Origin of the sequence: Pseudomonas sp. TE3-3-F2023 (assembly GCF_036784815.1) — a bacterium.
Lineage (GTDB): Bacteria > Pseudomonadota > Gammaproteobacteria > Pseudomonadales > Pseudomonadaceae > Aquipseudomonas > Aquipseudomonas pudica.
In genome coordinates this window covers 5,332,850-5,352,392 of sequence record NZ_CP145113.1, presented here as the reverse complement: position 1 = coordinate 5,352,392, position 19,543 = coordinate 5,332,850, and the positions used below count along the sequence as shown (strand labels likewise).

15 protein-coding genes are annotated in these 19,543 nt (G+C 61.4%); 4 read left to right on the top strand and 11 right to left on the bottom strand.

All coding sequences use genetic code 11. The features are described 5' to 3' along the window. Positions 1–278 precede the first annotated feature (278 nt). The 5 genes from V3314_RS24520 to V3314_RS24500 all read right to left on the bottom strand — a co-directional run bounded on the left by V3314_RS24520 (position 279) and on the right by V3314_RS24500 (position 9,928). The gene (locus tag V3314_RS24520; RefSeq protein WP_338459741.1) at positions 279–4,427 is read right to left on the bottom strand and encodes an NEL-type E3 ubiquitin ligase domain-containing protein; all 4,149 of its coding nucleotides are present in this window, start codon (positions 4,425–4,427) and stop codon (positions 279–281) included. 281 nt (positions 4,428–4,708) lie between these two features. Beyond that, positions 4,709–6,241: a glycerol-3-phosphate dehydrogenase gene (gene glpD, locus V3314_RS24515; RefSeq protein ID WP_046614761.1), complete on the bottom strand. Its 1,533-nt coding sequence runs from the start codon at positions 6,239–6,241 to the stop codon at positions 4,709–4,711. A 252-nt stretch (positions 6,242–6,493) separates the two neighbouring features. After that, on the bottom strand, positions 6,494–7,249 hold the full coding sequence (gene glpR, locus V3314_RS24510) for a DNA-binding transcriptional repressor GlpR (protein WP_046614760.1): 756 nt from the start codon (positions 7,247–7,249) through the stop codon (positions 6,494–6,496). Positions 7,250–7,525: 276 nt separating this feature from the next. Next, complete coding sequence (gene glpK / locus V3314_RS24505) at positions 7,526–9,025, bottom strand: glycerol kinase GlpK (protein WP_046614759.1); 1,500 nt, start codon at positions 9,023–9,025, stop codon at positions 7,526–7,528. Between the two features lie 51 nt (positions 9,026–9,076). Then, a complete protein-coding gene (locus tag V3314_RS24500) occupies positions 9,077–9,928 on the bottom strand; it encodes an MIP/aquaporin family protein (RefSeq protein ID WP_015271568.1) in 852 nt (283 codons plus the stop codon). A gap of 302 nt (positions 9,929–10,230) precedes the next feature. On the opposite strand from V3314_RS24500, the gene ybaK reads away from it, so the two are divergent. Next, a complete protein-coding gene (gene ybaK / locus V3314_RS24495) occupies positions 10,231–10,701 on the top strand; it encodes a Cys-tRNA(Pro) deacylase (RefSeq protein ID WP_046614758.1) in 471 nt (156 codons plus the stop codon). Between the two features lie 137 nt (positions 10,702–10,838). Here the strand turns inward: ybaK and V3314_RS24490 are convergent, their stop codons facing one another. Together V3314_RS24490 and argF are read right to left on the bottom strand one after the other, a co-directional pair. Then, on the bottom strand, positions 10,839–11,948 hold the full coding sequence (locus tag V3314_RS24490; RefSeq protein WP_046614757.1) for an ABC transporter ATP-binding protein: 1,110 nt from the start codon (positions 11,946–11,948) through the stop codon (positions 10,839–10,841). Continuing rightward, on the bottom strand, positions 11,945–12,865 hold the full coding sequence (gene argF, locus V3314_RS24485) for an ornithine carbamoyltransferase (RefSeq protein WP_046614756.1): 921 nt from the start codon (positions 12,863–12,865) through the stop codon (positions 11,945–11,947). The genes V3314_RS24490 and argF overlap by 4 nt, the downstream gene beginning before the upstream one ends. 397 nt (positions 12,866–13,262) lie before the next feature. Between argF and V3314_RS24480 the strand changes: the two genes are divergently transcribed. Both V3314_RS24480 and grxD read left to right on the top strand, forming a co-directional pair. Next, positions 13,263–15,371 carry a molybdopterin-dependent oxidoreductase gene (locus V3314_RS24480; RefSeq protein ID WP_338459740.1) on the top strand — a complete coding sequence of 703 codons (2,109 nt, stop codon included), beginning with the start codon at positions 13,263–13,265 and terminating at the stop codon, positions 15,369–15,371. A 91-nt stretch (positions 15,372–15,462) separates the two neighbouring features. Next, positions 15,463–15,798, top strand: coding sequence for a Grx4 family monothiol glutaredoxin (gene grxD, locus V3314_RS24475; RefSeq protein WP_003254949.1), 336 nt, complete (start codon positions 15,463–15,465; stop codon positions 15,796–15,798). Positions 15,799–15,855: 57 nt separating this feature from the next. Here the strand turns inward: grxD and bfr are convergent, their stop codons facing one another. Both bfr and V3314_RS24465 read right to left on the bottom strand, forming a co-directional pair. Continuing rightward, the gene (bfr, locus tag V3314_RS24470; RefSeq protein WP_003258014.1) at positions 15,856–16,329 is read right to left on the bottom strand and encodes a bacterioferritin; all 474 of its coding nucleotides are present in this window, start codon (positions 16,327–16,329) and stop codon (positions 15,856–15,858) included. Between the two features lie 200 nt (positions 16,330–16,529). After that, positions 16,530–16,748, bottom strand: coding sequence for a bacterioferritin-associated ferredoxin (locus V3314_RS24465; RefSeq protein WP_003254947.1), 219 nt, complete (start codon positions 16,746–16,748; stop codon positions 16,530–16,532). A gap of 224 nt (positions 16,749–16,972) precedes the next feature. Here V3314_RS24465 and V3314_RS24460 point away from each other — a divergent pair, with 224 nt between their 5' ends. Continuing rightward, the gene (locus tag V3314_RS24460; protein WP_003254945.1) at positions 16,973–17,575 is read left to right on the top strand and encodes a peroxiredoxin; all 603 of its coding nucleotides are present in this window, start codon (positions 16,973–16,975) and stop codon (positions 17,573–17,575) included. A gap of 159 nt (positions 17,576–17,734) precedes the next feature. On the opposite strand, the gene rnt is transcribed toward V3314_RS24460, so the two are convergent. Together rnt and pyrC are read right to left on the bottom strand one after the other, a co-directional pair. Then, on the bottom strand, positions 17,735–18,409 hold the full coding sequence (rnt, locus tag V3314_RS24455; protein WP_046614754.1) for a ribonuclease T: 675 nt from the start codon (positions 18,407–18,409) through the stop codon (positions 17,735–17,737). Then, positions 18,406–19,452, bottom strand: a complete 1,047-nt coding sequence (gene pyrC / locus V3314_RS24450; protein WP_046614753.1) for a dihydroorotase — start codon at positions 19,450–19,452, stop codon at positions 18,406–18,408. The genes rnt and pyrC overlap by 4 nt, the downstream gene beginning before the upstream one ends. Between the last annotated feature and the right edge of the window lie 91 nt (positions 19,453–19,543).

Genomic DNA, 19,543 nt, shown 5'->3' with positions numbered 1-19,543 from the left:
GACTCTTCGTTCAACGAATACAGAAATAAACGATTGCATTCGGCTACCAAGTGTAGAGCATGAGTCGTGCCAAGCCCTGACATTGATCATAACGCCGCGGATTCATTGGGAATCAAACTTTATTGCTCATCTTGTGACGGTACGTTTCATCCGCCATTCCGAATGAATTGCTGTTTTCTGTTCGGAAATCCGAACGAATTTGCAGTTCCCCGGCTACCAAGCACTGGGGCGATCAGGCCGCCGTCACGAGAGGCCTGATCGCAGCGCTGTCCGCTATTTCAGAGGGGCATCAGCCGCTCTAGCGGCGACTGGTTCCAGCGCGCCCAAGCCTCGGTAGTGAGGGTGCGTATCAGCGTTGATTCCTCGGCGGCAAGTTCGCGCATCAGGTTCCGGGCGCGGTCTTCATAGCCTGCTTCCTGGCCGGCCATGGCTTGTGCCTCGAGCGCTTCCATTCGCTCGTGATAAGGCCGTGCTATCGCCTCGAAGCGGTCAGCATAGGTTTCTCGCAAGTAGTTCTGCCAGTAAGGGCGGCCTGCCAGCGCGTCCAGCATCGACAGGGTACTGTAGGTTTGCAGCACTTCTATTTCTGCCGCGTTCAGATCCCGCGTTGTCACGTGGGCGAATGAAGCGAAGTGCATTTCATCCGGTGGTGCTGGCAAGTCAAGTGCCCCTGTCAGCCGCAGGCGATAGAAAAGCCGAACTTCGATTTCATCCACTCGGCGCCCTGCTTCGCGCAGGGCCTGGACGTGGCGGTTGGCAATATCGTCAAGCAGGTCCAGGCGGTGCAACTGGCCTCCCAGATACAGCAGGCGGCTCTCTCTCATTGCAACCGGCACGCCTTCGATGCCCTGAAAGGCCAGCACACCCACCTCCATCTGGTTGAGCAGCAGCAACAGGCGATCCTCGCAGGTACGCGGCCCGTCGGCCTCGCGAAACACCTGCTCGCGTAACGCTTCGTTGTTTTCGCAGGCTTCAAGGATATGCCAGATGCGGCGTCGATAATGCCGGGGATGGGCCTCGAAGTCCTCGCTCTGGGCGAAGTCAGCCAAAAATCTGAACAGGCCTCCCGAACCCGGCTCCTCGCTCAGGCGGTCCCAGGCTGCCTCACGTTCTGCACGTAGCAGCTCGTTTCGGGATGCTACCCAGTTCGCGCGGGTCTCCTCACCGATCGGCTCGTGGACATACGACGCGCTGCCCCGGGCACCTGCTTCGCTGGCTCCTTGTGCCTGGTCCAGATACTCGATGCTGCTTTCGCTCAACGGGTTGTCGTGCAGATTCATCCGTTGCAGGCGTAGGCGCAAGCCGCGCATCTCGCGTTGCAGCTCGCTGATTCTGTTGTCGCGCAAGTCGATATGGGCGCGTAGCGCCACGCTCTGGTGGACCAGGCCAATGTCCGCCTGTCCCGTTGCTCGCAGGTGCAGGTCCCGCACATGTGCCAAGGCCGAGAGGTCGGGCATGCCGTTGAGCGGGTTGTTGTTGAGTATCAGCGTGTTCAGCCGTCGCAGTTGAGCCAGGCGGCTGTTGCCTGCGGCATCCAGCGCAATCAGGTTGTTGCTCAGGTTCAAGCGCCGTAGCTGGCCGAGAGCCTCGATGCCCTCGGGGACCAAAGTCAGCCGGTTGCCGCTGAGGTCCAGGTCCACGACGTTGGGGAACAGCCTGAGGAACCGCGCGTCGATCTGTTGCAAGCGCATGTTGCGCAAGGTCAGCCGGCGCACATGTCGGTATTCCACACCCTCCGGCAGGTCTGGCAACGCATCGATGTGCTCGCCATCGATGGTCAGTTCATATTGGTCGTTGCCGTCCACCAGTTTGCGCCGCCAACTGCGGCGAAGGGTATCGGCTATGCGGCGTCTGCGAATGGCGTCGATTGGCGATTGCCAATCGGCCTGCCAGATCTGTAGTGCTTCGCGCAGGTCGGCAAGCTGGCGTTGCAGCGTCTGGTAATGGTCCCACAAGCTCTCACCGCGCTGGCGCACCGCTTCCAGATAAGCGTCCAGTTGCAGTTCGGAGAGTGTGGGGAATATTTGATGGATCCCTTGGCGAATAGCGCTCTGGCTGCTTTCACCTCCGCCGCTGAGTGCATAGGCCAGCCTGCCGTCGGCGAAACGCCGGGGCGGCCTGATATTTGCGCGGATGCCGGAAATGCCGAGCAGGCTAGCCGTAGAGTTGCGATCCTGTTCGGCCGCCATGGCCAGTACGTCACGTAATTGCTTGAGCTGCAGGTTACGGTTTCCCAGGCGGGTTTTCTGCTCGTCGTCCAGACACCCCAGGACCGCTGCCAGCAAGGGCTTGCCCTGGCTATCTTCGCCTGCCAGGGCGTAGCCTTGCGTGTTTTTGACAATGGTTCGTACGTTCTGCGCGGTCTCGCTCTGGCTGGCAAATATCAGTAATCCATCCTGGGCGCCTTGGCGTAACTCTATTCGCACGGAGTCTGGCCATGGGGCGTCCCGTTCGATGAGGCGCAGCGCCAATAGGTCGCTATCTGTGTTGGCCAACGTTTGCAGACGCAAGCCAAGGCAAGCCCGATCAATACGGCTGGCGCTTTCATACCACCGCGCATGTTGCGCCATGCTCAGTGGCATCCGTCCGGAAACTCGCAACTGTTCTATCTGGGCGGTACTACTATGGTCGATGATTTCCTGGGCACCCCTTGGTGACAAACCCCGGAAAACCCCGATCAGCCTGGCCTGGTCGGCAGATTGCGGTGTTTGCCACGCCTGAAGTTGCTGCTCGAAGGCGTGTCCTTTCAGGGTTGGATCCTGCTGGTGCAGCTTGATCCGGTCGTGGAGATCGAGCAGCCGCGCGGGTGGTGCAGCGTTCTCCAGGCAAAGTCGGCGCAACTGGTCCACGTTGAGGCCTGTGGCCTGTAGAAGTATCCGGCCATGATCTGACAAAGTATCGGCAAAGTGCTCCCCTTGCAGGCTTTCCAATAATACCGAGACATCTTCCTCGGCAGGCAGGTAACGGGGGTTTCTGGTCAGCCTGATGCCACCGGCAGGCAACACCGTTGGCGCAAGACTGTCGACAAAAGGTGTTCGTCTCAGAGTGTGCAGAGCCCCTGCAGTCAGGCCTGTGGTCGCCACGCCCTGGGCTATGTTGAACAAATGCTCCAGCGCTCCTTGGCGGTTACCTAGCTGCCAGTCCTGATAGCCTTCATAGACTTCATCGAGCAATTGCGCCGCGCTGACGACCAGTAGCAGGTCACCGAGCACCGGTACGACCAAAGCTGCCAGCCCCAGCAGGTCCAACCCGGCACTCAGCATGTCCTGCAAGCGCCGGTGCCTGCTCAGCCGATCTTCAAGGTCCGTTGGAACAGCGAGGTAGGCTGCATCATCGAACATTCGCCCGAGCAATAGCCCCCGTACATATGCGAACACATTCCCCTTGACGGGCAGGTTTCGCCCGTCGAGCTGCAGTTTCATTGCTCCAGGCGACGCTGCCAGCCGTTGTGCAAGTTCCCTGGTGAACTCGCTTGTGTCCCGTGCCGTGATGAAACGCCGGAAAAACTGGCGGAATGACTGCTGCTTGAGGCGAGTGGCCAGGTCGTTGTAAACACTGTCCCAGCTGTCGTAAAAGCGCAGGCTTTGCTCGGCGGCATCGGGTATCCAGACGATGATTTCGTCGATATCTTCAGCCGGAGCAGGGCGCCACTCAAGTGTGATGACCCCCGTCACGCACTTGCCGAGCAGATAAAGTTGGCGAGCTGTCAGCGTGCCCTTGCCATAGGGTGCAAGTGCAGGGGCTTCGAGCATCGGCCGCAGCCGAAGCAGATCCCGCTCGTCCAGCTGCCCCTTGAACCGGGCCTCGTAAACTGCTGCCTGCATGCGCGTACGTACGCCGCTTTCAAAAAGGTGCTTTATTGTCGTGCGGGCTTGATCGTCCGGCTGGCCACGGCCAGCCTTGGGCTCGAGCACCGTCCTGAGCAGCGTCTGATACTTGCCGCCCAGGTCCAGTGAGCGGCACAGGCGAACGAAGTGCTCGAAGGTCATGGCCAGCTTTTCGCCTTTCTCGTTCTCCAGGTGCGCTTTGCGCAATAGCCACGGTTCAGCTTCGTGTGCTTCGAAGTTATGCAGGGCAGCGGCCAACAGCGTTTGTCGCGTTCTATGGGTAACCGTCGGCCTATAGAAATTCTCCGCCGCCGAAGGCAGTTGAAACTCTTCGCTGACGACGACGTGCCCAAATTGCGGGTCTACATGCCCCAGCCCCTGCTCACGCAGGGCGCGTTCGAGCAGGGGCTTCGCGAAGTCCTCGAGGCGAGGGATTCTTTCGAGCAGATGGCCAAGCCTGTCCGCGGCCTGTTGCTGTGCAAGCAAGGCCCTGCCGTAGGCTTCCAGGTGCGTTGCATCGGCGCTGGTCAACCAGTCAGGTAGTTGCCGGGCGATCAGGGCGTCGACGGAGTACGACGGGGTGTATTCGGTGGGTGTCACGAGATATCTCCGGGTCTGAAAGACACCAGAGCATCACTGCCGGGAATGTGGGGTGGTGGTAGTTACTGCTGCACCGACCTGCCGACCGTGCCATCCGGGCCCGCTGGCGACGGGCCGGACGAGCCAAGGGGCGCTGGATGAGCATTGATTAATGCTCATCCCAAGCGCGCAAGGCTATGTTTGCGGTAATCGCTCGATCGACCACGCCCGCCGGGCACGATACATTTGGAGACTTCGCCAACGTCAAAGCGGCGTTCCAGTACGTGCAAGCAAGCCATGGGTCACGCCGCTTGCGTGCGCGCCTGTTGCTCTCGTTGCAGATAGTCTGCAAGCGCCTGTTGCTCGCCCGTGCTGGTGAACAAGCCCAGCTTGGTGCGGCGCCAGAGAATGTCTTCAGCGCTGCATGCCCATTCGTTGTGTGCAAGGTAGTCCACCTCCCGGCCAAACAACCCACCGCCAATTGCCTGGCCCAGGTCTTCCGGCCCTTGAACGCCCTCCAGCAACTGCCATACACGGCTGCCATAGGTCAGCACCCAGCGCTTCGCGATATCGACAGGCAACCAGCCACAGCGCGCCAGCACCGCATCGACCAGAGCCTGCACCGTGGTCATGTACTCACCACCTGGTAGCGGCGCGCCAGCGGTCCAGCTGCCACGCATCTGTGGGAAGTGCGGCTTGAGCTCGGCCATGGCCGACTCGGCCAGTTTGCGGTAGGTGGTCAGCTTGCCACCGAAAACCGAGAGCAACGGCGCTTGCCCTTCACTGGCGGACAGCGCCAGGGTGTAGTCACGGGTGACCGCGGACGGATTGTCCGATTCGTCGTTGCACAGTGGGCGCACGCCGGAATAGGTGTGCACGATGTCGCTGCGGCTGAGCTGGTGGTTGAAGTGGGCGTTGACCACCTTGAGCAGATAATCGGTTTCCTGCTCGGTGATCGCGACTTTGGCGGGGTCGCCGCTGTATTCGCGATCAGTGGTGCCGATCAGCGTGAAGCGCTCCAGGTACGGGATGCAGAAGACGATGCGCTGGTCCTCGTTCTGCAGGATGTAGGCGTGTTCGCCTTCGTACATGCGCGGCACGATGATATGGCTGCCCTGGATCAGGCGGATGCCGTAGGGGGCATCGAGCTTGAGGTCGTCCTTGATGAAGCTGGCCACCCACGGGCCGGCAGCGTTGACCAGGGCGCGGGCGCGAATGGTCTGCAGGCGGCCGTCAGCGTGCTGCAACTCCACCTGCCACAGGCCATCCACACGCTCCGCACGCAGGCAGCGGGTACGGGTATGAATATGGGCACCTTTTTCCCGTGCGGCCATCGCATTCAGCACAACCAGGCGGGCATCGTCCACCGCGCAGTCGGCATATTCGAAGCCACGGCTGATTGCAGGCTTGAGCGGGTAACCCGGGCCGAAGCGCAGGCTGCGCGAAGCACCCAGGCGCTTGCGCTTGCCGAGGTGATCGTAGAGGAACAGGCCGGCGCGAATCATCCAGGCCGGGCGCAAGTGCGGGCGGTGCGGCAGCACGAAGCGCATCGGCTTGACGATGTGCGGGGCTTTGGCCAGCAGCACTTCGCGCTCGGCCAGCGCTTCACGCACCAGGCGGAACTCGTAATGCTCCAGGTAGCGCAGGCCGCCGTGGATCAGTTTGCTGCTGGCCGACGAGGTGTGCTGAGCCAGGTCGTCCTTTTCGCAGAGAAATACCTTGAGGCCACGCCCGGCGGCGTCGGCAGCAATGCCCACGCCATTGATGCCGCCGCCGATCACGGCGAGGTCATAGCAGTCGGCGGCTGGTGGCTGGGACGAAACGGGCTGGGACACGGGCAAGGCCTCCTGGGGCTGTTCACATCGAATATGAACATTGATGTTCGTTTTCGAAAATACTAGCGCAACAGAAAGCCGGTCGCCAGTCAGTCTTTATAGAAAAAACTGATCAGATGACAATGAAATGAACATTTACGAAAATTTTGGATGATCGGTTTGAAAGTTGTGGCGTCTGTGGGATCGAGCGCTGCGCGGACGACGCTCGATCTCACAGGCGCGACAAGCCTTGCGGCATGCGCCTGTCAGCCCTCAAACCACCTCAAGCCGGATCTTGTACTGGTTCAGCAGCTGGGTGAGTGCGGGGGTTGGCGCCTGGTCGGTCACCAGGCAGTCGACCAGGCTGATCGAGCCCATGCGCACCATGGCGTTGCGCCCGAACTTGCTGGAGTCGGCGGCAAGGATCACTTGACGGGCATTGGCGATGATCGCCTGGGACACCCGCACTTCCTGATAGTCGAAATCGAGCAGGCTGCCATCTTCGTCGATGCCGCTGATGCCCACCAGGGCGAAGTCGACCTTGAACTGGTTGATGAAGTCGACACTGGCCTGACCGACAACGCCGCCATCACGGCGCACCGTGCCACCTGCCACCAGCACTTCGAAATCGTCCTTGGCAGCAAGGATTGCGGCCACGTGCAGGTTGTTGGTGATGACTTTCAGGTGGTTGTGGTTGAGCAGCGCCCGGGCGATGGATTCGGTGGTGGTACCGATGTTGATGAACAGCGAGGCATGGTCGGGAATCTGCCGGGCAACCGCTTCGGCGATGCGTTGTTTTTCGTCACGCATCTGGTCGGCGCGCATGGCGTAGGCGGTGTTCTCGATGCTCGAGTCGTAGGCCGCGCCCCCGTGGTAGCGGCGTAGCAGATTGAGCTCGGCCAGCTGGTTGATATCACGGCGGATGGTTTGCGGTGTTACGACGAACAGCTGCGCCATTTCTTCGATACTGACGTAACCGCGTTCGCGCACCAGTTCGAGGATTTGTTGTTGGCGAGGGGGCAGATTCATGGGCGGTCCTTTGGGGCTGCCGGACAAATGCTGCAATGATGCCGTAGGACGCGGACTACGACCAGTAGACTATCTGGGTGGCTGCGGAGACAAATGCCCTGCATCGATCCTGTGGCCTGCGCTAGCGCTTTTTTGTAGGAGCGGCCTTGTGTCGCGAGAGGGCCGCGAAGCGGCCCCAGGATTTTCGCGTCATAGCAAATGCTGCTGGGGCCGCTTCGCGGCCCTTTCGCGACACAAGGCCGCTCCTACAGGTGGTATAGCGCCTGTCAGATAGGATCAGGCCTCGTGATCTTCCCAGTCACGGGTACGGTCGACTGCCTTCTTCCAGCCGGCATACAGCTTCTCTTTCTGCGCTTCATCCAGCTGCGGGCTGAATTCGCGCTCGATGATCGCCTTGTCGCGCAGCTCGTCCAGGCCGCTCCAGAAACCACAGGCCAGGCCTGCCAGGTATGCTGCACCCAGCGCCGTGGTTTCGCGCATCTTCGGCCGCTCCACGCAGGTGCCGAGGATGTCGGCCTGGAACTGCATGAGGAAGTTGTTGGCCACCGCACCGCCGTCCACGCGCAACTCGGACAGGCGCTGGCCACAGTCCTGCTGCATGGCGTCGAGCACGTCGCGGGTCTGGTAGGCGATCGATTCCAGTGCGGCGCGGATGATGTGGTCCACCTTCACGCCACGGGTCAGGCCGAACAGTGCACCACGGGCATATGGGTCCCAGTACGGGGCACCCAGGCCGGTGAAGGCAGGCACCAGGTATACCCCGTTGCTGTCCTTGACCTTGCTGGCAAAGTATTCGGTATCGAGTGCGTCGTTGACGATCTTCAGTTCGTCGCGCAGCCACTGCACGGTGGAACCACCATTGAACACCGCGCCCTCCAGCGCGTAGGCCACTTCGCCTCGCGGGCCGCAGGCGATGGTGGTGAGCAGGCCATGGGACGACTTGACCGCCTTGTCGCCGGTGTTCATCAGCAGGAAGCAGCCGGTGCCATAGGTGTTCTTGGCCTGACCCGGCTCAACGCACATCTGGCCGAACAGCGCCGACTGCTGGTCGCCGGCGATACCGGCAATGGCGATGCCGCTCTTGGTGTGGCCGTAGATCTCGGAGGAAGGGCGTACCTCGGGCAGCATCTGCCGTGGGATGCCGAGGATTTCCAGGAGCTTGTCGTCCCACTGCAGGCTGTGAATGTTGAACATCAGCGTGCGCGAGGCGTTGGTGTAATCGGTGACATGCACCTTGCCGCCGGAAAACTTCCAGATCAGCCAGGTATCGATGGTGCCGAACAGCAACTCGCCGCGTTCGGCGCGTTCGCGGGCACCCTCGACATTGTCGAGGATCCATTTCAGCTTGGTGCCAGAGAAGTACGGGTCTGTGACCAGGCCGGTGGTCTCGCGAATGTAGTCTTCATGCCCGTCGCGCTTGAGCTGGGCGCAGATCTCGGTGCTGCGGCGGCACTGCCAGACGATGGCGTTGTACACCGGGCGGCCGGTTTCCTTGTCCCATACAACGGTGGTTTCACGCTGGTTGGTGATACCCAGTGCGGCGACCTGGGCGTGGCTGATGCCTGCCTGGGCCAGGGCCTCGACCATGGTCGCGCTCTGCGTGGCGAAGATTTCCATCGGGTCGTGTTCGACCCAGCCCGCTTGCGGGTAGTGCTGGGCGAATTCGCGCTGGGAGGTACCCACCACATTGGCGTCGCGATCGAAAATGATGGCCCGCGAACTGGTGGTGCCCTGGTCCAGGGCGATGATGTAGTTCTTATCCTGGGTGTCTGTCATGGTCGTAGGCCTTGCGGAAATAGGGGGTCAGGGCTGGGCGTGATGCCGGCGTCAGTTGACTTGAGTATCGCCCTGGCGATTGTCATTTGTCTCAGGGTTCACGGCGGCTGCCATTGGCAGGTTGCGGGCGATCAGGCCGCGATAGGTCGCAGCACCCAGGCAGGCGCCAAGGATCGGTGCGAACACCGGAACCAGAAAATAAGGCATGTCCCGACCGCCAGTGAAGGCGATTTCGCCCCAACCGGCCAGGAAGGTCATGAGTTTTGGCCCGAAATCACGGGCCGGGTTCATGGCAAAGCCGGTCAACGGGCCCATGGCGCTACCGATCACGGCGATCAGCAGGCCGATCAGCAGTGGGGCCATGGCACCGCGCGGCAGGCCGTTGTTGTCGTCGGTCAGGGCCATGATCACTGCCATCAGGATGGCAGTGATGATCACTTCGACCAGGAACGCCTGGCCGGTGGATAGCGAAGGGTGCGGATAGGTGGAGAACACCGAGGCCAGTTCCAGGCTGGCTTCGCTACCGCGCAACATGGCATGGGCCTGTTCGAAATCGAAGAAAAGGTTGCTGTACAGGGTGTAGACCAACGCTGCACCACAGAATGCGCCGCATACCTGGGCCAGCATGTAGAAGGGCAGCTTGCGCTTGTCGAAACCGGCGAACAGGGTGAGGGCGATGCTCACCGCAGGGTTCAGGTGCGCGCCGGAAATACCGGCGGTGAGATAGATCGCCATGCTGACGCCCACGCCCCAGATGATACTGATTTCCCACAGGCCGAAGCTGGCGCCCGCGACCTTGAGCGCTGCGACGCAGCCGGTACCGAAGAAGATGAGCAGGGCAGTGCCGAGGAACTCGGCCAGGCATTGGCTGGACAGCGTGGGTTGGCGTAGAGCAGTCGTCATGTATGACCTCGTTTTTTTTGTTGTGAGGCGCGTGGCGCTCGACAGCAACGCCCGGAGTCTATCCCCGTTGACTCCAGGCAGATGTAGGAAATGCACCTTAAAAGTGCACCATTTATTCAGAAACGAAAAAATATAGACAAGAAACGCTGATGTCAAAGGTCGAAAGTGAACGGTTGGTCACGATGTGGATGCTGATTTCAGGCGCGGATCCGCGTACTAGACGCGCGCGACTGCGGTGCGCTGGCTGTGGTGTGGGAATTGTCCTAAAGTAGCCGCCGAGCTGTCCCGACCGGAGCCCCCGCATGACCCCCGCCCTAGACCTGTTGAAGAAACACCGTGCCGAGCATCGTGTGCACAGTTACGAACATGACCCCAAGTCGGCGTCATATGGCCTGGAGGCGGCGGAAAAGCTCGGTCTCGACCCGCAGCAGGTGTTCAAGACCTTGCTGGCGAGCAGTGAGAAGGGGGAGTTGCTGGTGGCGGTGGTACCTGTGGTGGGTACACTCGACCTCAAGGCCCTGGCCCATGCTGCCGGGGTGAAAAAGTGCGAGATGGCCGACCCGGTGGTTGCGCAGCGGGCCACGGGGTACCTGGTGGGCGGGATCAGCCCGCTGGGGCAGAAGAAGCGCCTGCGCACCTTTATCGATGACTCGGCGCAGAACTTTGCAACCATTCATGTCAGCGCTGGGCGGCGTGGGCTGGAGGTGGAGTTGGCGGCCGTGGTGCTGGCTGAGCACACCCAGGGCAAGTTTGCCGGGATTGGTCGGGGCTGAGATTTCTGGGGCTGCTTTGCAGCCCATCGCCGGCAAGCCAGCTCCCACAGGTACAGCGTTGCCTTCAGGGCATGTGGTGATTCTGTGGGAGCTGGCTTGCCGGCGAAAGGGCCGCAAAGCGGCCCCAAAATTTCGAATCAGGTCGCCGAACTGTACCGGCGAACGCCGTTCTCCTGCCGCGGCAATTGCGCCGCCACGCTGCCCGGCACCGGGAACAGCACCAGGTGATCCGCCTTGACCGCAATCCCCACATTCTCACCGACCTGATGGTCGTTGTGGCTAGGAAAGATCGCCTCCAGCTGGCTCCCGGTCGGCAACTGCAGGCGGTACAGGGTCGATGCCCCAAGGAAGCTTTTACCGACGATGTTCGCCTGCAGTGCACTGCCCGGCGCGTGGACGATATCGTCAGGGCGCAGCAGCACATCTACCGAACTGCCCGGCGCCATGATGTAGGCACGGTTGCCGCGCAGTTCACCCAGCTCGGTATTGACGGCCTCGTGGCTGATCATCTGCCCACGGATGAAATATCCCTGGCCAATGAAGCTGGCCACGAACGGCGTCTGCGGCTCGTGATAAAGGTTGTAAGGCGTGTCCCACTGCTCCAGGCGGCCTTCCTTGAACACGCCGACCTGGTCGCTGACGGCAAAGGCCTCTTCCTGGTCATGGGTCACCAGGATGGCGCTGGTGCCGCGGCTCTTGAGAATGTCGCGAACCTCATGGCTCAGGCGTCGGCGCAGCTCCACGTCGAGGTTGGAGAATGGCTCGTCAAGCAGCAGCAGTTGCGGCTCCGGTGCCAGCGCACGGGCCAGGGCGACCCGTTGCTGCTGGCCGCCGGACAGTTCATGCGGGTAGCGCCCGCCCAGGCCGCCCAGCTTGACCAGTTCGAGCATCTCTTCGATGACCTCGGCCTGGCGCGGGTGCTTGGCAATACCGAAGGCAACGTTCTGCGCCACGGTCAGGTGCGGGAACAGCGCGTAGTCCTGGAACACCATGCCGATGCGGCGTTTTTCCGGGGCCAGGGTGAAGCCAGCCCGGGAAATGACCTCGCCAGCCAGCTGTATCTCGCCGTCGTGCACGGGTTCGAAACCGGCGATGGCGCGCAGGGTGGTGGTTTTGCCGCAACCGGATGAACCCAGCAGGCAACCAATGTCGCCTGCGTTCAGGTGCAGGTTGAGGTTCTGGACGATGCGCTGGTCGCCATAGCCGCAGGCGAGGTTGCGCAGGTTGAGCAGTAGGGGTTGACTCATGCGTGGTGGTAAGCCGGTTCTACAAGGAATTCGAGAAGGGCCTTCTGTGCATGCAGGCGGTTTTCAGCCTGGTCCCAAGCGACCGAGCGTGGGTCGTCGAGCAGGTCATGGCTGATTTCCTCACCACGGTGGGCTGGCAGGCAGTGCATGAACAGGGCGTCGGGTGCCGCCAGGTCGAGCAATTCGCGGGTGACCTGGTAAGGCGCGAAATGCGCCAGGCGCCGTGCAGTTTCCTCCTCCTGGCCCATGGAAGTCCAGACATCCGTGGTCACCAGATGGGCGCCGCGCACGGCTTCCTTCGGGTCACGCACGATCTGCACGTGGTCACCACCGATGGCCATGAAGCGAGCGTCCGGCTCGTAGCCTTCCGGGCAGGCGATGCGCAGCTGGAAGTCGAACTGCCTGGCTGCCTCGATGTACGAGTTGCACATGTTGAAGCCATCGCCGATCCAGGCCACGGTCTTGCCCTGGATCGAGCCGCGGTGTTCGAGGAAGGTTTGCATGTCGGCCAGCAATTGGCACGGGTGCGACTCGTCGGACAGCGCGTTGATCACCGGCACACGCGAGTTGGCGGCGAATTCGGTCAGGGTGCTGTGGGCGTGGGTACGGATCATCACCACATCGAGCATGCTCGACAGCACGATGGCGCTGTCGCCGATCGGCTCGCCACGGCCCAGCTGGGTGTCGCGCGGGGACAGGAAGATAGCTTGGCCGCCGAGCTGGATCATGCCGGCCTCGAACGACACGCGGGTACGGGTGGAGGACTTCTCGAAGATCATGCCCAGCACGCGGTTTTTCAGCGGCTCGAAGAGCACGCCTCGCTTGCGCAGGTCCTTCAGCTCGATGCCGCGGCGGATCACCCCGAGCAATTCGTCGGTGGTGAAGTCCAGCAGGGAGAGAAAGTGCCTAGCGCTCATGATTGACTACCTTATCTGCAACGGTATGCAGGTCGACCGTATGGTTTTTTTTGACAACGGGAGTGACCTGCGGCGTAAGCCGCACGGGGGCGGACGAAATAGGGAAAGGCGCAATACTATAAGTAAATGTCGCCTGAAGCCAAGAGGGGAAACAGCTGCCCAGTACCAAAGGGTGTTGCAAAGGGTGTCTTTACCCGACGGACAGTGCTGTTTTTTATTTGCTACAGAGGGTTGTACACGGCTTGCCGGCAATTTGGCAAATGGCTGTCGCAAATCGTGTGCCTGATGTCGGTGGATTCACGCCGCGAAGCGCGCTGGCCGGCGGCAGGGGCTGGGTGCATAGTCGATGTTCGACAACCCTCTACACATCCTCCATAACAACAAGGCAGAGGCGGCCATGACCAAGACCCTGCATCACCGTGCCTGTCACCTGTGCGAAGCGATCTGTGGGCTGAATATCGAAGTCAGCCATGACGGCGATGGGCGGGCGCTGATCAGTTCGATCAAGGGCGACCCCCAGGACCCGTTCAGCCGCGGCCATGTCTGCCCAAAGGCCGTGGCCCTGCAGGACATCCAGAACGACCCCGACCGCCTGCGCCAGCCGCACAAGCGGGTGGGCGAGCATTGGCAGGCAATCGGTTGGGACGAGGCCTTTGCCCTGGCCGCCGACAGGCTGTGGGCGATCCAGCAAACCCACGGGCGCAATGCGGTGGCGGTGTACCAAGGTAACCCGAGCGTGCACAACTACGGCCTGATGACCCACAGCAACTACTTCCTGGGCCTGCTGAAAACCCGCAACCGCTTCTCTGCCACCTCGGTGGACCAGTTGCCGCAACACCTGGTCAGCCATCTCATGTACGGCCATGGCCTGCTCCTGCCGATTCCGGATATCGACCAGACCGGTTTCATGCTGATCCTTGGTGGCAACCCGCTGGCCTCCAACGGCAGCATCATGACCGTGCCGGATGTGGAAAAACGCCTCAAAGCCCTGCAGGCAAGGGGTGGGCGCCTTGTGGTGGTGGACCCGCGGCGCAGCGAAACGGCGGCTATGGCCGACAGTCACTTGTTCATTCGCCCTGGAGGGGATGCGGCCTTGTTGTGTGGCTTGCTCAACACCCTGTTTGCTGAAGGCCTGGCGCGCGGCTCGCACTTGCCTGTCATCGGGCTGCAGCAGGTGCGCGAAGCGATCGCGCCGTTCAGCGCGGAGGCCATGAGCGCGCACTGTGGCATTGCCGCTACAGACATCCGCCAGCTGGCACGGGACTTCGCCGCGGCCGACAAGGCGGTGTGCTATGGCCGCATGGGGGTTTCGACCCAGGCCTACGGCACCCTTTGCCACTGGCTGGTGCAACTGATCAACCTGGTGACCGGCAACCTTGACCGTGAAGGCGGCGCGTTGTGCACCGAGCCTGCCGTCGACTTGGTGGCGACCACCTCGGGTGGCCATTTCAACGCCTGGCAGAGCCGGGTGTCGGGCTTGCCCGAATACGGCGGCGAACTGCCCGTGGCGGCCTTGGCCGAGGAAATGCTGACACCCGGCGAAGGGCAGGTGCGTGCGCTGGTGACGGTGGCTGGCAACCCCGTACTGTCCACGCCCAACGGCCGCCAGCTGGATGTGGCGCTGGAGGGGCTGGAGTTCATGCTCAGCATCGACCTGTACATCAACGAAACCACCCGACATGCCGACCTGATCCTGCCCTCCACCTCGGCGCTGGAAAACGACCATTACGACAGCACGTTCAACTTGCTGGCCGTGCGCAACGTGACCCGCTTCAACCGGGCGATCCTGGCCAAGCCCGAAGGGGCATTGCATGACTGGGAAATTTTCGTCGGGCTCGCACAGGCGTTCGCCAAACGCGCCGAGCTGGAGTTGAAACCGACCTGGGCGCCAGCGCAGATGATCGACCTGGCCCTGCGCAAGGGGCGCTATGGTGAAGCGACGCCCTGGCAGTTGTCGCTTGCAGCGTTGGACAAGCACCCGCATGGCCTGGACCTGGGGCCATTGCGCACCAACCTCGCTGCGCGCCTGGCGACTGCCAGCAAGGCTGTCGAAGCGGCGCCCCAGGTGCTGCTGGACGACCTGGGGCGGCTGGCGCAACAAGGCCCTCCGGCACCGGGCGAACTGCTGCTGATCGGCCGTCGCCATGTGCGAAGCAACAATTCGTGGATGCACAATTTTCATCGGCTGGTGAAAGGAAAGCCGCGACATCAGTTGTTGATGCACCCGCAGGACCTGCAGCAGAGGCAGCTGCAGGATGGCCAGAGGGTTCGTATCCGCTCGCGTACGGGGGAGCTTGAAGTCGAGGTGCAGGCCTGCGCGGACATGATGCCGGGCGTGGTCAGCCTGCCCCATGGCTTCGGTCATTCTCGGCAGGGCGTGCACATGCAGATCGCCAAGGCGCAGCCTGGCGTGAGCGCCAACGACCTAACCGATGAGCGCCTGCGTGACCAGGTTTCCGGTAATGCCGCCCTCAATGGCGTACCTGTGCAGGTAGAGGCCGCGTAAGGAACGGTAAGGCCGAGCATGCTGCTCGGCTTTCCGTTACAATGCGTCACCGTGCCGACGACCGTGTCGGAAAGTTCAGCCGAGGTGCTACATGGATATCATCGAAACGATCAAAGAGCAGATTGCCAACAATACCATTCTGCTTTACATGAAAGGCTCGCCGAATGCCCCGCAGTGTGGCTTCTCTGCGCGTGCATCGCAGGCCGTGATGGGTTGTGGCGAGAAGTTCGCCTACGTCGACATCCTGCAGAACCCGGAAATCCGTGCGAACCTGCCAAAGTACGCCAACTGGCCGACCTTCCCGCAGCTCTGGGTAGCCGGTGAGCTGGTCGGCGGCAGCGACATCATGCTGGAAATGTTCGAGAAGGGTGAGCTGCAGACCCTGATCAAGGAAGCGGCTGCCAAGGCCAAGGCCTCCGAGGCCTGATTTTCCGGCAAGCATGAAAAAACCCGCTGATCGCGGGTTTTTTCATGGGGCGAATATTTATTCTTCGCCCATCTGCGACTGCAGGTAGTTCTCGATACCAATCTTGTCGATCAGCCCCAGCTGGGTTTCCAGCCAATCGATATGTTCTTCCTCGGACTCGAGGATGTCTTCGAGCATGTCACGCGAGCCGAAGTCGCCAGCGGTTTCACAATGGGCGATGGCTGCTTTCAGGTCGACCAGGCCTTTCTGTTCGATCTTCAGGTCGCATTCGAGCATTTCCTTGGTGTGCTCACCAATCAGCAGCTTGCCCAGGTCCTGGACGTTGGGGATGCCTTCGAGGAAGAGAATACGCTTGATCAGTTTGTCAGCGTGTTTCATCTCGTCGATGGATTCCTTGTACTCGTGCTTGCCGAGTTTGTTCAGGCCCCAATCTTCATACATGCGTGCGTGCAGGAAGTACTGGTTGATCGCGACCAGCTCGTTTCCGAGGATCTTGTTGAGATGCTGGATGACGCTTACGTCGCCTTTCATGTCGGGTTCCTGCCCTGTAGAAGTGTGCCAATACACGCAAGTTTGAGCCCGATACTTAGGTGTGTCAAACCTAAGTTCTTGAATAATAAGTGAAAATTAATGGAAATAAGAATGTTTGTGAACCGCGTTGGAGCGCTAACTTATTGAATTGCGGGCATAAAAAAACCGGACACAAGGCCCGGTTCTTGGAATTCTAGGTTTCAGGCCGCGGTAAATTCCACGGGGTAGGGCAGGGCTGCCTGGCTGACCTGGAGCTCGGTCAGGGTCTCGCGTACCACCTGCTTGGCCACGCAGGCACATTTGCCACACTGGCTGGCGACGTTGGTCGCGGCTCGCACTTCCTTGTAGCTGCAGCATCCTTCATAGATCGCATCGCGGATCTGTCCGTCGGTGACGCCGACACAAAGACACACATACATAAAGGCTGACCATCGTTGGTGGGCTCGATGGGGTGGAGCTTAATGTTAATGAGAATGCTTGTCAAAGGAGTTTCTGAAAGGACCGTGCTTGAGCGACCGGCGGCTGCTTCGTCGTTGGAGTCGGCCTGTCACCAGAAGCCGTGTATGATGGTCGGCCTTTGTTGGATGTCGGGCAAGCCCGTCTGGCCCGGCAAACGGTTTTTCACCCTCATCAGGAGATTACAATGAGCGTACTCGTTGGTAAGAAAGCCCCCGATTTCACCGTTCCGGCCGTGCTGGGCAATGGCGAGATCGTCGACAGCTTCAACCTGGCTTCGGCCATCAAGGGCAAGTACGGCCTGGTGTTCTTCTACCCGCTGGACTTCACCTTCGTCTGCCCGTCCGAGCTGATCGCCCTGGACAACCGCATCCCTGACTTCCAGGCGCGCAACGTGGAAGTGATCGGCGTGTCGATCGACTCGCACTTCACCCACAACGCCTGGCGTAACACCCCGGTCAACAACGGCGGTATCGGCCAGGTCAAGTACACCCTGGCTGCCGACATGACCCACGAAATCTGCAAGGCCTACGACGTCGAGTCCGAAGGCGGCGTGGCCTTCCGTGGCGCCTTCCTGATCGACACCAACGGTGTTGTCCGTTCGCAGATCGTCAACGACCTGCCACTGGGCCGCAACATGGACGAGCTGCTGCGCCTGGTCGACGCCCTGCAGTTCCACGAAGAGCACGGCGAAGTCTGCCCTGCCAACTGGAAAAAAGGCGACAAAGGCATGAACGCTTCGCCAGAAGGTGTTGCTGCCTACCTGAGCGAGAACGCTGGCAAGCTGTAATTGCCGCCTGCATGAAAAAACCGGCCCTGGTGGCCGGTTTTTTTGTGCCGTTCTTTTCCGGCCTCTTCGCAGGTAAACCTGCTACCACAGGTATCCCAAAGGCCTCAGCCATGTGCGATCTCTGTGGGAGCGGGCATGCCCGCGAATGCTTTTTTCAACTCAATCGTTGAAGTCGCGCCAGCCGCCCATCTCTTTCCAGCGGTTGACGATGCCGCAGAACAGCTCGGCCGTCTTCTCGGTGTCATAACGCGCCGAGTGCGCCTCACGCCCGTCGAAGTCGATGTCGGCGCTCTGGCAGGCCCGCGCCAGTACGGTCTGGCCATAAGCCAGGCCCGCCAGGGTAGCGGTGTCGAAGCTGGAGAACGGGTGGAACGGGTTGCGCTTCAGGTCATTGCGCGCCACCGCCGCATTGAGGAAGCCCAGGTCGAAGCTGCTGTTGTGTCCCACCAGGATAGCCCGCTTGCAGCCATTGGCCTTGAGCGCCTTGCGTACGCCGCGGAAGATGTCGGTCAGCGCGCTTTCCTCGCTGACCGCCATGCGCAGCGGGTGGTCCAGCTTGATGCCGGTGAACTCCAGCGCTGCTGCCTCGATGTTGGCACCCTCGAATGGCTCCACCCGGTGGAAGTAGGTGTGCTCGGGGAACAGGAAGCCCTTTTCGTCCATGCCGATGGTGACGGCGGCAATTTCCAGCAGGGCGTCGGTAGCGCTATTGAAGCCGCCGGTTTCAACATCTACCACTACCGGCAAATAGCCGCGGAAGCGCTCGGCCATGGGGTGGCGCGAGCCGCTGCTGCCTTGGTTGTCCAGATCGTCTTCGTAGAGGTCTTCGCTCACGCGTTTTCCTCCAGCAGGCGCCAGCGCAGTTTTTCGCCGGCGCGCAGCGGGACCACGGTCTGCTCGCCAAATGGCAGGCTGTCCGGGGCGGTCCATTCCTCGCGGACCAGGGTAATGGTGTCGGTGTTCGCCGGCAGGCCATAGAACGCCGGGCCGTGCAGGCTGGCGAAGCCTTCCAGCTTGTCCAGCGCGTTACGCTGCTCGAACGCTTCGGCGTACATCTCGATGGCTGCGTAGGCGGTGTAGCAACCGGCGCAACCGCAGGCGGCTTCCTTGGCGTGACGGGCGTGCGGTGCCGAGTCGGTACCCAGGAAGAACTTCGGGTTGCCGCTGGTGGCCGCGTCCAGCAGCGCCACCTGGTGCGTGTTGCGCTTGAGGATCGGCAGGCAATAGAAGTGCGGGCGAATGCCGCCAACCAGCATGTGGTTGCGGTTGTACAGCAGGTGCTGCGCAGTGATGGTCGCGCCGACGTTGGCCGGGGCCTCGGTGACGAACTGCGCGGCATCGCTGGTGGTGATGTGCTCGAACACCACCTTCAGCGTGGGGAAGCGCTCGACCACACGGCGCATGTGCTCGTCGATGAAGCGCTTCTCGCGGTCGAACACGTCGATCTCGCTGCGGGTCACTTCGCCATGCACCAGTAGCGGCATGCCAACTTCCGCCAGCGCCTCGATGGCCGGGAAGATGTTGTCGATGCTGGTCACGCCCGAGTCGGAGTTGGTGGTGGCACCGGCAGGGTACAGCTTGGCGGCGTACACGAAGCCGCTGGCCTTTGCCGCGCGGATGTCCTCGGGGCTGGTGCGGTCGGTGAGGTACAGCACCATCAGCGGCTCGAAGCGGCTGCCAGCCGGGCGGGCGGCCAGGATGCGCTCACGGTAGGCGCCGGCCTCGGCGGCATTGCGCACCGGCGGAACCAGGTTGGGCATGATGATGGCACGGGCGAAAGTACGCGCCACGTCGCCAACGGTGTGGGGCAGGACGGCACCATCGCGCAGATGGATGTGCCAGTCGTCGGGACGCAGGAGGGTCAGGCGATCGGACATTGGGGATTCCAGGCGGGTCGAACTCAAGCCCCAATGCTACCGGAAAACCCTGGGTGGAGCACGGCTATCAAGTTTTCCGCCCAGCGTCCGA